Raw genomic sequence first — 14346 nt, forward strand, 5'->3', positions numbered from 1 at the left:
TAAATCGAAGTAAGGCAGTGCGCCAAGCAATGCCACAATATTTTGCCGAGTCTAACCAATCCAGCGAAGCTCTTTGCGGTGGAAGGTTAAAGAACTTTGGTCGCTCCGATCCAGGCCGCGCGGGCTCAGACCCAGCTCTTCGTGCGAGGAGCGCGTATTACAGTGCCTCTGCCGCTCGATCAACGCGTTTTCCCAAATCCCGGCTCGCGCAAGACTGACAGACACAAGCCGCCCCTAGAGACCGAAGCTGGAAATGTGCAGCGCCTAGCTGGACTGAGGCAATCGCACAGAAGCGTCGGGTTTCCCGGACTTTCCGTGCGCGCCGTCTATTAGGCCGATGAGCGCAATCTTCGCGGCCAAAGGAGCGCCAATAGCGGCATACCTGGCGGCGTGCAGCAATCCCCATCCAAAGTGAAGCACCCACCGGCGTCCGGCCCATCGGCGTGCGAAGAGGATGCTGTTGCGCGCAGACAGATAGACCGAAAGGAATGACTGCTTTCTGGGATCAATCGCAGAACCGATGGCGGTGCCGCCAACGTGACGTATGATCGCCCGTTCCGCGAAGCCAATCCTGTGCTTACCGCGGCGACGACCCCAGTCTATATCCTCCATATAGAGGAAATAATCTTCGGCCATTAGTCCGACGTCCTCGATAAACGCTCGCGTGACTAACACGCAGGCGCCACTAATCGAATCGATCCGTGAAAGCACCTCAGCTGTGGGAGAAGTGCCGGCCGCCAAATTTCTGCCGACTGCGAGAACCCGGCCTGTCACGGGCGACCATCGAAGCCCGTAGTTGATGATTTTGTCGGGCGCATGATCGAAAACCAGGGTGCCGCCAATCATTCCGAAACCCTGATCTGCTTTGGACATGAACTCCGTCAGGCAGCTATCGTGGACCTCGGTATCGGGATTAAGAACGAGCACAGCTTCCCAGCCCCCCGTGTCGAGCAGGCGTTCGAGCCAGGCATTTATCCCGCCGCCATAACCGAGATTATCTGTCGCGAGTCCAAGTCGAACAATAACTGCCCGGTTCGGAAATCGACATTTAAAGACAGAGCCAAACCGTCCGCCGGGGGCGTCTACGGCATCATCTGCATCTTGAATGCACGGCAGCATCCGCTCCTGATCGATAAGAGCAGCCGCCAACGTTTCGAACGCGTCTTTCCCTCCATTTTCGCAAACAAAGATTTCAAACTCCTGCCAATCGGACGCTGCGAGCGACCTCAAACAACGCTGAATGTCATCGGGATTGCGATACGCGACAATCAGTACGACAAGCTTTGTGCGATTAGAGGCCATCGCCAAGACATTCCTTGATCTGCTGACGGCGCTGACTGGCGACCTCAGCCCAGACGAAATGCTCTGCACGCTCGGCAGCGGCTTCCGACATTGCTCGTCGAAGCTTGAGGTTGCCAGCCAGCGAACGAATAGTCTCGACCCAACGGGGCGCATCGTAGGGATCGAGCACAAAACCTTCATGGCCGTCTCGCACGAACCGCCCCGCCCCCATCTCCGTCGTGACGACCGGAAGTCCAGCGCCGCTCGCTTCGTATATGACCAAGGGACTACCCTCCTCCAATGAAGGAAATAGGAAGAGATCGGCCGATCGATAAAGCGCGCCAACATCTCTAACATAGTCCAAGAGGATCACGTCATCCCTGGCAAGAAGACTGGCGCACTTCTCCCTAATGGTAGGCTCCATCTCCCCCGCAAGCACGAGCCTACCCTTCACCCCGCTCTTTGCCCAATAATCCAGAAGCAGATGGGCCCCTTTCCGCACGCAAATGGCGCCGACGAACACCGCCGTGACGCCTGCGCTCGGCTCAAGCAACGGCTTCTTTCCGAAAAGCCGTGCCGGCTCCCAGCCGTAACTCGCGTTCAAGAACTTGGATCGTGGCACGCCGTTCTCCAGCAACGAGGCCTCGACCAGCGGGCTGGGACAAAACACGTGATCCACCGCCTGCAGGACTTGAGCCTCACGATCGACCTTCTCGGCCGTGATCCCATGCGCCGGCGCCACTCCAAGCCGCTCGTACGCATGATCAAGGATCCGCTTTGCAGTCCCGGTGTGGCAATTGAACTGTTCCCGAAACACAGTGACTCCGCGTCGTTTCAGTTCCTTGATCGTGTCCAGGCTTGCATCCGGCCAAAGATAAGCTGCCGACCTCTTGGATTGAAACTTGTCGATATGAGAGAGAAATACGCCCTCGATCGTACGGCCGACCCAACGTCGCACGCACCCGTACGGGACGTATCGCGCCCAATCCGGCAGCACCTCGATGAGTCGTACCGGTGGCAACGCCCACTGCGCCCGCGGCGTCACGATCGTGACATCGAAATTCTCGCTCGCCATGCCCTTTGCGAGGGAACTGCACGTATAGCCAACTCCCATCCCGTTGAGTGGCAGCGGCATCATCACGCCTAGCGAGATGCTCATTGCGGCGTCGCGCTCAGAAGCTTGATCCCGCCTCTGGTGAACGCGTCCAGGTTCTTCCGCAAGAACTCGGGGAAGTACATCCTCCGGCACATGCTTGTTCCGGTGCGATCCAGGGAGCTTCGCAATCATGACGGAGGCGCCCGATAGAATGGTTGACTGCTAACCCCGGTACGCCACCTTCGCTTAATTCCGGCAAGCCATGATCTCCCCAGCAAACTCCGGGCCAGACGATTCAACTTGCCGATGGAGGTGCGCAGGAGGTTGATGCAGACCGCCTTGAATCGCGGGGCAAAAATATAAACCGTCGACTCCTGCCTCGATAGGTTGGCCAGCAATTCCTTGTAAGTTGCATCGCCGATACCAAAGTCGACCAGCCGCACCGGCCGGCCCGAAGACGCCTGTAGTTCTTCCAATATGCTTAGAATGAGGTGGAGGCCGGGGCCGTACTTCGCGTAGGCCGGATCGTAGGAAACATACTCGCTGAGAAAGACCCCATTGCGCAGCGAGCCGATCCAGAGAGCGACCGGTTGGCCGTCGAGGTAAAGAATGTATCCTTGCAGCCAGCCCTTGCTTGCTTCGAAACAGAGCCGCGATCGGATGAGGGGCGTTTCCGAGAAGCCTACGCCCAGCCCCCGTTGATAGGATTTGGCTGCGATGGTCTCCGCGTCCCGCATCAACTGATCCAAGTCGGCAGGTGAACCAAATCGCTCGATCCTGCTTTCCGCAAAATCACAAGCAATACTTTCGGCGCGTTTGCGCTGGTTGTATCGCCCCTTCTTCGGAAGGCCAGCCAGGAACGAACCAGCTTTCTCCGGAATTTCGCACAACCGATGAGCTAGTGGGTTGATCAAGTGATCGGCGCACAACCAGGACGGAAGACCGCGGGCATACTTGACGAGCGGAGAATTGACGTCCGGAGAATGGAATGAGGCCGCATCGGCCTCCCCGGCCGCCAGCGAATTCATGATGCTCTCGAGCAGCATCCGTGCGTTTTGCTCGGAGATTTCTCCCAACCAGCCGCCGTGCACAATCTGCAGGACTCCTAACTCAGGAACCGGAAGAGCAAAATACCCCAGCTTGACCGGCACCTGACTCGCCTCCAATCGACCGACGAGAAGTGCGACGGGAAGCCCTCCATAGTAGAGGACTACGATGTGCGGCCGCTGAACCTGCGGATATATGTCCAGGATAAATTGGAAGAAGTCGATATCTGCGTCTCGAGGGGGATTGCACGAGTTCCAGAACTCCCGAAGCGACTCGATCTCGGAACGTGTTCTGACGACCCTGATCTGGTGGCGCGCAGTGATTTCGTTCATGGTGTTGACCTGATGAACACTCCCTCGGCTCTCATTCCCGACCCTACACGCCACCGATGGAGCTAGGCCGCTACACGAGCTCGGGCGATCAGCGACGGGATATCCCACTTGTCTTGACATCCTGCACAATGGCGCCCGTGAGCATGTTCACGTTGCGCAGATAAATCGACTTGGCGCTGTTGTCGTTGGGGCCGCCGCGGATGGGACCACCAAAAGCCAGTCCCGACGAGGTCCTCGAAGGATCGTAATAATTATCGCGCACGATAAACGTGTTCACGATATCGGCGACCGTGACACCAGTGAATGCGTTGACGGCGCCGGTGAACGTGTTGTTGCCGATCTCGCCCGAGATGATCCTGCCGGGGTTGGAGCCAATATCGGGCTCCACCATGAACCCCTGACTCGCTCCTCCACTCTGGGCGGTGGTATTGTACTCGATCGTCACCGTAAACGGCCCGTCAATGAACTCCGTGTAGTCGCCGTGGGCGCCAGGCGCCATACCGGCATTCTGAATGAGATTGTACTGAAGAACGAGGCCTGCCTCCCGGCCACCATTGTGCATTTGAACCATGTCGCCGCCGGCGTTCTTCAGCCAGCAATACTGCACCGTCAGCGTACCTGAACCACGATGTTCAATGAGGCCGCTGACGTTGGGGTCGTTGTGACCATCAATCGTACAGTTGGCGACCCTCACATTGGATGACGATGGCGCCGCAAGGATGGGCTGGTTGCGATGGACGCCGACAAAGAAGTTGCAGTTTTGAATCTTTGTATCGTCTCCTTGGACAACGACGCCCCAGCCACCATCGAGAGAGAAGTCATAGCCGTCCAGCGTAATGCCGCTTGCCGTTATGGTGATGAGGTGCATCTTGCGATCGACAGTCACCCCGGTCCTCGAGATTGCAGCAGGATCCTTGGGTTCGATGGCCGCTGGATGTCCCACGCAATAGTCGACCCCCGCAACAGGCCAAGAAGGACGAGCGGGATATCGGCTTAGCAGCGATGGATATTGAACATCGCAATGGGGCGCACCGGAGGCCCCATCGCTCTTCTCGCTGTATGCGCGCGGCGCGCCCGTGTCCTCGAGCGCTCCTGCGAGGGAGCAAGCGGTGTGTAGTGCCACCACGGCGGCGGATGAGAAGGCAATCAAGCCCCTAACGGCGGTTGTCAAAGGTAACTGCATGGATACCTACCATCGACGCGTAGTCGCCGGAACGTAGACCGGAGGACCATGCCAAGCAGAATACAGTTGGCCGAGGTGTCGCGTTCCCAGAAAATGCTCGTAGAGCGAAGCCCGTATTCCGATATATGCCCCCCAAAGCATCCACATGGTGTTCCAATAGTGCACGGTTAGTCCGACCAGCACGAACGTTATGACCGCAAACGTAAAGCCCGACCGCATCCTGTCCATATACTCATCGAGCGTCGGGCCAACGGTCGTTCGTCCAAACCCGACAAAGAAGGAGGTCACATTGGCCAGCAGCAAGAAGACAACGATCGGAATGCCAAACCGGAGCGCGATGACCAGCCAAACGGCGTCCACCGAAGCGTTGTCGAAGAACTCCAGGCCTTCGCCAATATCGCCAAATCCAAAGCCTATCCAGGGAGCAAAACCGATGTTGTAGAATGCTCGATCCCATGTGGCCTTACGAAAATAGCCCGTCGAGGGATCGAGGGTGAGGTGCGCGATGATCCAGGAAGTCGGATTGTTTGTGGTCAGGTAGATGAACGCGAGCACGGCTCCGATGACCGCTGCGAACGCTTTCCATCGCCATGGCGAGGATTTCAGGAGCCGATCATAGCTGTAGACCGACAAGACCACCATGAACATCAGCATGGGGGCTGAAGACATCGCCAAGAAGCATCCGACGAAAGCAACTCCAACCCAGCAAATCTGAGACATCCGGTGTCTTCCCGCATACAAAAATATCGCTCCGGCAGCAGTGCAGAATGTCCCATAGGAGATCGCGTGCGGAAAGACCGACGCTCCTCTCATCAGGCCGTTTCTGTACTCCGGCTCGCTATTCAGCCCGAGAAAGCTGTTGACGATGAGCTTTCCCGACATATGGTCGACCATCGCAACTGCGACGATGACCACGACTGCGACTTTCAAGCCGCTGATGAACTCGGCGACCGCCAGGTGCCCGAAGAAGTATGCGCGCGCGACGAAATAGCCGCCCAGGAGTTCGAGCGCCACTGCACCTGCCGACGACAATTCGGCCGAACGGTTGTCTGCTGATACGACCAGCATCCATGCTGACGCCAGCAAGACGAACAGATCGCAGACGACGAACCGCCGTCCCCTCTGCAGCAACAAGAACAAGGCCGGAATCAAGAGCAGAGCGATGATGAACCGTTCAGGATTGAACTTCGCGCCCGCGAGCAGAAAACTCATATCGCCGGGTAATACTACCCCAAGAACGAACAACCAGGTCGCGAATTTATGGGCGCGTTGCGAAGCCGCACCGGCACTCGCAATTATCCAAGGCTCCTGCTTCACCGGGCCCTTGTCTACCGTAACGTTGGGGAGGCGGTTCCTCAACGAATGTCTCCCCACCTGTTGGACCGGTCGGCTCGCAGTGCCTGCCCCGGGACGCTCTTCGCCATGCCGACGCCGTCGAATGAAAGATGATCAGCGCCTGAACATTCTCGGAATCTGCCAGACGATGGGCGGGATGAAAGGCTTGATGATCTCGAGGGTTGTTCGGTTTCTGACCTCGCCCGGCCGCATTTTGAAAATCGTCGTGTGGTCTTCGGACATTTCGTCTTCCGGCCGACCATTAGTGTAATAGTAGAGCGCGATCGATCTGCGATACTTTCCTTTGGGACTCGTCAGGGGATCGGGATGTCCGTGATAGGCAGTATCGGTCGTTGAGAATACAACGATTCGATTTGCGATCGGCAGATATGCTTTTTGCCTTGCCTTGACGTCCTTATCCCACAGCTCAAGGGCGCCGCCCCACTCCTGCTTCCAATCGTGGTTCAGATAGACCAGCAGATTGAGCCGGCGGTCCAGCCTGAGCTTCTTGTGCTTGTTGAAGTCGGCGTGAATGGCGAGCCGACCTCCGCGCGGAATCATGTGCAACCCGCCGCCAACGAGGTAAGGATCGGGAATAAGGCCCTCGATGCCCGTGAGGCGCTCCAAAAACTCCAGAAAGAGCCGCGAATTCAGCGAGCTGACGAATTGCTGAATGTAAGGAGGAAAGTCTTCAAAGCGGTCAAGTCCGAGCTTCTGCTCTTCATACGCGCCGGCATCGAGAAAGGTCCGATTCCACGAGCTCTCGAATTCCCCGGGAAACTCCGCGGCGACTCTTTCAATGACCTCGTCATCAAAAAAGGTATCAATTCCGATGTGGGAAAAGGGCTGGTTGTCCCGATACTGCTCGGCCCATGCGTCGGCATGGCGACGCATTTTATCCAACGGAAGGAAGGACTTGGTATCGAGACATTGAGACTCCGCAGACCGCGGCAGCACAGCTGTGGCAACCATTTCTACCTCTTTCCCCGTTCAGCGGGGTAAATGACGTCACTCGAATGCCGCTCTCTCGAGTGGCCGGCCGCATTATTAAATCACAATACATTATGATATTATATGCATCAAGCTAATTAAATAAACCTAATCAGGAACGTTAATGGCCCACCAGGGGAGACACCGGGCTTGCCCCAAGAAGGCGGAATGAATCACGCCGGCGTCAGGCAGCCAATCTCCGACAAAGAAGCAGCCAGCATCCGGTCCAACCCCAATTCCTTAGATATTGCACAGGGGTCCGAGGCGCGCTGCGTCGAATAAGTTGACCTCCGGAATATCGCCTTATGTCGCATGCGCAGGCGACGCATCGGCAGGACGAGCGGATTGCGGGTGATCGTGCCGCACGTGGTCTGGACGGGAAGGCGATCCCGCCATTTCCGCACCATGTAGCGATAGGCTCGAACGTAGTCGCGCCCTAACGATAGCTGTGCCTTGGCGTTGTGGATCAACGGCAGGTCCAGACCGTAACAGGACCTGCCCAGCCCCTCGGCTTCGAGCACGATGTCTGCCCCGTAGAGGTGAAACTCCGGCAGCAAGGGATCGAAGGACACGCCCGAGTCCCGGCGAACAATGATCGCCAATTCATCCACGCTGACCACGCGTACAGGTACCTTCAATTCCCCCCCATGAATCCCTCCAGTTTCGGGAAATAACGGGGCTAGCGAGGCATCCCACGTACGACCAACCACGTCCCCTGCCGCAGTGACGCTGCTCATTCCAGCCACGGCCCACCGGCTGTCTTGCTGCGTGAGCCGTCGGATTTCCCAATCCAGCCGCTCAAACCAGTATTCGGGCAAGAACACGTCGCAATGGGCAAAGATGAGGATGTCCTCCTTCGCACTTGCGATCGCCTGGGCATAAGCGCTGGAAGCGCTAGGGTGATTCCATAAGACCGTGAGCTTTACGTCGCCCCTGGCAATCGCCGGCGAGCGCCGAAGGTCACGATCGAGGATTTCGGCATCACTCGATCGAGCACAGGTATAGACGTGGAAGCCAGCGACCGGAAACATTGCGAGATCACCATACAATAACAATTAAATAGGCAACTACATTAACTTGGGACAAATCGCAATCAAGCCTTTCAACGAATAAAATAAAGTCATTTGCTCGGCGCAGATCCTAGCCCTTTCGCTAATGGGAGTCAGCATCGCGCTCTGACAGCTTGGCGGCAGTGGGCGGCGAGCGAAACTGCCGCCGAATCCCCTAAACGGTAGCGGGATGCAGAATGCCGACGGGCCGGGCATGGTGCTGCCGTTGCTCCATTCTCATTTCGCGCAAGTTAGGTGAACTCTTCACTCGGAGCCGCGGCACTTTTCCGTCTCATCGCATCTTGGATGAGCGACGCGATCGCTCGCCCCCCTTGCTTGGGGGTATGGCACGTCTCAAATTTTCGTTTCGCCGCGCGTCCCATTTGTTCGCGCAGCGCAGGCGACGAGAGGAATTCGATCACTTTCCTGCTCATTTCCCCAACATCAAATTCGGCCACGCTGAAACCGGCGTCCGGTTCGACAAATCTGCGCGCCGCGCCGCTTGCATCGAAGCAGATCGTGGGCGTGTTGCGCCGCGCTGCCTCCAGAACCACAAGGCCAAACGCCTCCTCGCGCGACGTGAGAAGAAAAATGTCGGATGCGGCAAAATATGTATCGACGTCCGCCTTTCGCCCAACGAAGCGCACCTGCGCGGCCGGCGCTTCGCTCTTGAGCCTGCGCTGCATGGTTTTGACTTTGTCCGGGGCGCCGCCCACCCACACGAATTGGACATTTCGCCCACTGACGCCGCCTGCGACTTGGCGAGCGACCTCTATGAAAAGGTCCGTGCCCTTGCGCGCCTCGATCGAGCCGCAACCGCACACGATGCTTACGTCAGGCGAAATGTCCAATTCGTGCGCGAGCCTGAGGCGCGCTTCCTCCGCGTCGGGGGAAGCCCCTTCGAGCTCGGGAATGAACGGCTCGACGACCTCGATCCGGTGCGGTGCTATGTCGAACTTTTCGATCAGGCAATCCCTCACGGCGTCGGACACCGCAATGTATCGGGGGCGCCGCCGCTCAAGCGCCGCGAGATTGGTCAATCCGACGCTTCGGATGGCTCCAGCAAGCTCGTGGACGTGACAGAGGACCTCGCAATCCCCGATGGGCAATCGTTCGAGCAACCGCCCAGAAGCGATCGAATTGACATAGACGAGACCGAAGCGGTCCTTGGAAAGATCCTTTTGCAGGCGCGCCAGATGATTTGACTGCGCGAAATGATGCACATCGAAGCGCCTCATCGCACGATAAAGCAGATCGCCGGGTTCGACGGAGTCGACCTTGCCAAGCATGGCGAGTTCCCTGCTGAGGTCGCCCGGGCTCGCAGTCACAGTACGGAAGGAAATGGAATCGTTGCGCCGGAGCCATCGCTGTATGTTGAGGAGCATGATTGGCGCCCCCGTCCGCGACGCCTCATGGCTGAGGAAGAGAACCTTGTTCGTCATAACCTATCTCTGGCGCTCCCTGTCCGCGCGTAAAACGGGAATGGCGGCTGATTTCTGCAACACCTTTCGCCGTCGCGCCTTCGACTTGCCCATCAAGGACAGGAGTCTTTGGCGTCCCTCCGGCCCAGGCATCCGCAGAAGCCGCCAGACCGGTGGAAGGTAGCGCATTCGCGAGTCTAGGCTCATGGCCCAGCGCAGAAGCGTCAAGCCGCTTTCGATGCGCCCCTGTCGGATATAACTGATCCCGGTGTCGAAGGCCTGATCGGCGAGCGAGTGCGCCACCTGCCGCTGCAACAACGATATGTCCGGGCGTCGATCGCGACAGGTCTCGAAGAAGCTGTCGAACGCTGCTTTCCTCTGTCCATACTCCGCCAGCATTTCCGCGAGATAGGCGTTCGACATAGCGGAGTCGTGCTTCCGATAGATCGCCTGCACGGCCTCGATTTTGGCGACTTCCGCATGCGCGCCAAACCGGAGCCACATCTCCAGATCGCCGCTGTGAGGAAGCGACGGTCTATAGCCGCCTACAGCCTTCTGGACGGTTGTTCGCGCGATCGCTGTCCCCGTGGCCACGAAGTCAGACGCGGTCCGGCACATCTCCGCGACCAGATCTTGCTTGGTCCATCGCAAGTCCTGGACAGAGTTGACGAACGGCCGAGGAGTGTCCCGACGCCACACCAGGCATTCGCCAAAGGTCAATCCTACTTCCGGACACGAATCCATGATTTTCGCCGCACGTTCGAGCGCTCCCGGCGCGAGGAGATCATCAGCGGAAAGCAGCAGAAAGTAGTCGCCGTTCGCCCAGTCGATTCCCTCGTTGTACGTTGCGATATGTCCCTTGTTACTTGCATGCGCCACAACCCGTACACGCGAATCTCTGTCCGCGAGGCCGCGCGCGATTTCGACCGAAGAATCTGAAGATGCGTCATCGATGATGAGGATACGAACGTCGGCGACGGATTGATCAAGCACGCTTCGTACGCAGTCCGTCAGGAAGCGTCCGTAATTGTAGCAGGGGACAACGACGTCAAACTTAGCCATCGCTTTGATTTCTCTCGTCGTGGCGACCTCTCAAAAATAAGAGGCGACTGCGGCGACCGTCGCCTCACATGTAGCGGCGTTCAACCCGGACTAGCTTGCTACTCTTTCCTGATCATCGGCGTTCGTCTGCGCGTAGAGGGAAGGGGAGTCGCGTACAGCGACCAAGTGTCTGCCGAATGTCAGCCTCGCAATAGCTATCCATGGGCCAGTTCCGCTTTAAGGCACTCTGCGACGCAAAGCTGCTCTGCCTGGCTCATCTGCGCGTAGATCGGCAGCAGGATCGAACGATCCTGGGAGAGTTCTGACTGGCTAAGGTCATGACGCTGCGCCGCCGTCGCATAAGGCAGCTCCCGATGCGAGCACATGATGCCCCGACGGGTGGCGATTCCCTGGTCTAGCAGCGATTGCATCGTCGCCCTCTGGTCGATGCGATCAGGCAAGCGTACACAGTAGCTCTGCCAGTTGGATCGCGCCCACCCCGGCTCCAAAGGTAATCGCAGCCCCTCTATATTCCCAAGCAGTTCGGCGTAACGGGATGCCAGCCTGCGCCGCCGCGCGATCAGCTGCGGAAGCCGCTCGAGCTGTTTGCGCCCGATCGCAGCCTGCATATCCGTCATTCGATAATTGTAGCCGAGAAGGACGTACTCCTCGAAAATGACGCGCTGCGACCCGTGACGTACAATATCCGGAACGCTCATGCCGTGTTGCCGCAGCAGCCTGAACTTGCGATCAAGCTCGGCATCCGCGGTGGTGAGCATTCCACCCTCGCCTGTCGTGATTACCTTTCGCGGATGAAAGGAAAAGCAGGCAATGTCTCCATGCGGCTTGCCGATCGGCTCCCATTCGCCGTTCATCCGGATCTGCGATCCGGCGGCACAGGCCGCGTCCTCAATCACCACGATGCCGTGGCGTCGCGCCACCGCGATGAGCGCTGCCATATCACACGGCATGCCCATCTGATGGACCGCGATGATCGCACGCGTGCGCTCGGTGATGGCTTCGGCCAGCCGAGCGCAATCCAAATTGTAGGTCTCCGGGTCGATATCGACGAAAACCGGAGTGGCGCCCTGGTATCGGATGACGTTCGCCGTCGCAATGAAGGAGTGGCTAACCGTGATCACCTCGTCGCCGGTGCCGATACCCAACGCTGCCAAAGCAAGCTGAAGTGCGGTCGTACAATTGGCGACGGCACAGGCGTGCGGCGCGCCAACAAGTGCGGCGAACTCACCCTCAAACGCGGCCACCTCCGGGCCTTGCGACACCCAGCCCGACAGCACGACCGCGCGCGCAGCATCGGCTTCTTCATCCGCAAGCAGCGGCGCCGCGATCGGAATCACGATGCCGCCGCCTGCCGCTGGGAGCCGGAAGCAAGTTCGCGTTCGGATCGCCACCATTTCACGAGCTCGGCGAGCCCCTGTTCCAGCGAAACCGTGGTGCGGAACCCCAGCAAACGCTCTGCTTTGCCAGTTGATGCCAGCCGTCGAGACACGGGATTAACGGAGCGTTCCGGCGCGAATTCGGGTGCCAGGCCGCGGCGTCCCATCACGGAGGCAAGCACCGTAGCCAGCTCCGCCAGGCTGGTTTCCGTGCCGCTCCCGACGTTGAACACCTCATCAGTGATCTTTGCCCTGGCCGCAAGGATATTGGCACGCGCGATGTCGCGGACGTGGACGAAATCCATGGTTTGATGACCGTCACCAAAAATGATCGGAGGTAATCCGGCTTCCAGCCGCTCCATCCAGCGGATCAAGACCTCGGTATACCGGCCGTGGATGTCCATCCGGCCGCCGTAGACGTTGAAATATCGAAGCGCGACGTAGTCGATGCCGTACGCATCGTTGAAGGTACGCAGCAGAGCCTCATTAAAGGCCTTAGCGGCTCCATAGAGAGTTCGGTTGTTGTACGCATTCTGGCGCTCGGTGGTGGGAAATTCCTCTGCCATGCCGTATACGGATGCCGACGACGCCGCGATGATCTTCTCAACATCGTGCTTGATGCACAACTCCAGCAGGTCGTAGGTGGCGTCCACCATGACCTCCTTGGCAAGGCGTGGTTCGGCCGCACAATGAGTGATTCGGAGCGCCGCCTGGTGAAATACAATATCAGCAGCCTTGAGCAACGCTTCCATCAGCTTGCGATCGCGTATGTCGCCATGAACCACTCTCACCGGGCCACGTCCGAGCGCGCGCCCGAGATTTTCCGGCCGGCCTCTTATCATGTTGTCGATGGCAACGATCTCGATGCAGCCCTCATCGCAGAGCAGATCAATGATGTGGGAGCCGATGAAACCTGCGCCGCCGGTGACCAGAACGCGTTTTCCCTTGAGATCAATCAAGACGCTCTCCTGTTGTGGGACCTTGTCACGAGACTCTCTGGATGCTCTGCTCGGTCGCTTGTCACTTCGCTGGGCTGCAGTGCCGCGTTCCTGAGTGTGGAGGCAACCTCGACCACCTGTTCCGGCAGCAACTCTGGATAGATGGGAAGAGAGAGGAAATCGTTCGCCAGCATCTCGGTGACGGGAAGATCACCGGCACGATAACCGAGTTCTGCATAGGCAGTCTGCAGATGCACCGGAACGGGATAGTGAATCCCGGCGCCGATGCCGGCTTCACGCAATAGCGTCAGCGCTTCGTCGCGCCACGGCAATCTGACCGCATAGACGTGATACACGTGACGGGCGTACGGGGGCGGCTGGGGACGCGGGCATAAAAGATCAGACAGCAGTGCATTGTATCGCTCAGCGAGCGAACGACGAGCTTCCGTCCAGCGCTCAATGTAGTTCAGCTTGACGTTCAGTATCGCGCTCTGAATTTCGTCCATGCGATAGTTGTATCCGGGAATAACGTGATTGTATTTCGTCTCCTGTCCCCAATCCCGCAGCAGTGACACGCGGCGTGCCAATTCAGGCCGATCGGTTACGACGGCCCCACCCTCGCCAAAGGCTCCAAGATTCTTGCCGGGGTAAAAGCTGAAGCATCCCAGATCGCCAATCGAGCCCGCGCGACGTCCGCGGTATTCCGCGCCATGCGCCTGCGCGGCGTCCTCGATGACGACCAGACCGCGACGACGCGCGATCTCCATAATGGAGTCCATGTCGGCCATCTGCCCGTGGAGATGAACCGGCAGGATCGCCTTCGTTCGCGGTGTTATCGCAGCCTCGATCGAACCGGGATGCATCGTCCATGTTACCGGGTCAACGTCGACAAACACCGGCCTGGCTCCGCTGTAGAGGATCGCTGCGGTTGTCGCGACGAAGGTCATGGATACCGTGATGACTTCGTCACCGGTTCCGACGCCCGCCGCCAGCAAGGCAAGATGAAGTGCCGAGGTTCCGCTGTTCACCGCGCGGCAATGGGCGGTCCGGCAATATTCCGCGAAGCGACCCTCAAAGGCAGTGACCTCTGGGCCGAGCACAAAGTGCCCGCTGCCGACGACTCTCGCGACCGCGGCGTCGATTTCCGGCTTGATCTGGCTATATTGCGCTTTCAGATCCAGGAAGGGTATCAAGATTCAAGTCCTCCATCGGACCAACATTATAATACATTTAACC

General features: G+C 58.4%; 12 protein-coding genes. All 12 read right to left on the reverse strand.

Features of this window, described 5'->3' with window-relative positions:
• Window positions 1–264 precede the first annotated feature (264 nt).
• Complete coding sequence (locus tag IVB40_RS22505; RefSeq protein ID WP_247816338.1) at window positions 265–1302, reverse strand: glycosyltransferase family 2 protein; 1038 nt, start codon at window positions 1300–1302, stop codon at window positions 265–267.
• Entirely contained in the window at window positions 1292–2440 is a 1149-nt protein-coding gene (locus tag IVB40_RS22510) for a glycosyltransferase family 4 protein (RefSeq protein ID WP_247816339.1), read from the reverse strand. The genes IVB40_RS22505 and IVB40_RS22510 overlap by 11 nt, the downstream gene beginning before the upstream one ends.
• A 125-nt stretch (window positions 2441–2565) precedes the next feature.
• A complete protein-coding gene (locus IVB40_RS22515) occupies window positions 2566–3756 on the reverse strand; it encodes a GNAT family N-acetyltransferase (RefSeq protein ID WP_247816340.1) in 1191 nt (396 codons plus the stop codon).
• 88 nt (window positions 3757–3844) lie between these two features.
• Window positions 3845–4642: a right-handed parallel beta-helix repeat-containing protein gene (locus tag IVB40_RS22520; protein WP_247816341.1), complete on the reverse strand. Its 798-nt coding sequence runs from the start codon at window positions 4640–4642 to the stop codon at window positions 3845–3847.
• A gap of 303 nt (window positions 4643–4945) precedes the next feature.
• Window positions 4946–6298, reverse strand: a complete 1353-nt coding sequence (locus tag IVB40_RS22525) for a hypothetical protein (RefSeq protein ID WP_247816342.1) — start codon at window positions 6296–6298, stop codon at window positions 4946–4948.
• 90 nt (window positions 6299–6388) lie between these two features.
• Window positions 6389–7246, reverse strand: a complete 858-nt coding sequence (locus IVB40_RS22530; protein ID WP_247816343.1) for a 2OG-Fe(II) oxygenase — start codon at window positions 7244–7246, stop codon at window positions 6389–6391.
• Between the two features lie 191 nt (window positions 7247–7437).
• Window positions 7438–8295, reverse strand: a complete 858-nt coding sequence (locus IVB40_RS22535) for a hypothetical protein (RefSeq protein ID WP_247816344.1) — start codon at window positions 8293–8295, stop codon at window positions 7438–7440.
• A gap of 269 nt (window positions 8296–8564) precedes the next feature.
• Window positions 8565–9755: a glycosyltransferase family 4 protein gene (locus tag IVB40_RS22540; protein ID WP_247816345.1), complete on the reverse strand. Its 1191-nt coding sequence runs from the start codon at window positions 9753–9755 to the stop codon at window positions 8565–8567.
• Window positions 9756–9758: 3 nt separating this feature from the next.
• The gene (locus tag IVB40_RS22545; RefSeq protein WP_247816346.1) at window positions 9759–10796 is read right to left on the reverse strand and encodes a glycosyltransferase; all 1038 of its coding nucleotides are present in this window, start codon (window positions 10794–10796) and stop codon (window positions 9759–9761) included.
• A 194-nt stretch (window positions 10797–10990) separates the two neighbouring features.
• A complete protein-coding gene (locus tag IVB40_RS22550) occupies window positions 10991–12190 on the reverse strand; it encodes a DegT/DnrJ/EryC1/StrS family aminotransferase (protein WP_247816347.1) in 1200 nt (399 codons plus the stop codon).
• A complete protein-coding gene (locus IVB40_RS22555) occupies window positions 12130–13131 on the reverse strand; it encodes an NAD-dependent epimerase/dehydratase family protein (protein WP_247816348.1) in 1002 nt (333 codons plus the stop codon). Before IVB40_RS22555 ends, IVB40_RS22550 begins: the two co-directional genes overlap by 61 nt.
• Window positions 13128–14303 (reverse strand): DegT/DnrJ/EryC1/StrS family aminotransferase, encoded by a 1176-nt coding sequence (locus IVB40_RS22560; RefSeq protein WP_247816349.1) that lies wholly within the window; start codon window positions 14301–14303, stop codon window positions 13128–13130. The genes IVB40_RS22555 and IVB40_RS22560 overlap by 4 nt, the downstream gene beginning before the upstream one ends.
• Between the last annotated feature and the right edge of the window lie 43 nt (window positions 14304–14346).

Origin of the sequence: Bradyrhizobium sp. 40 (assembly GCF_023100925.1) — a bacterium.
Classification (GTDB): Bacteria; Pseudomonadota; Alphaproteobacteria; order Rhizobiales; family Xanthobacteraceae; genus Bradyrhizobium.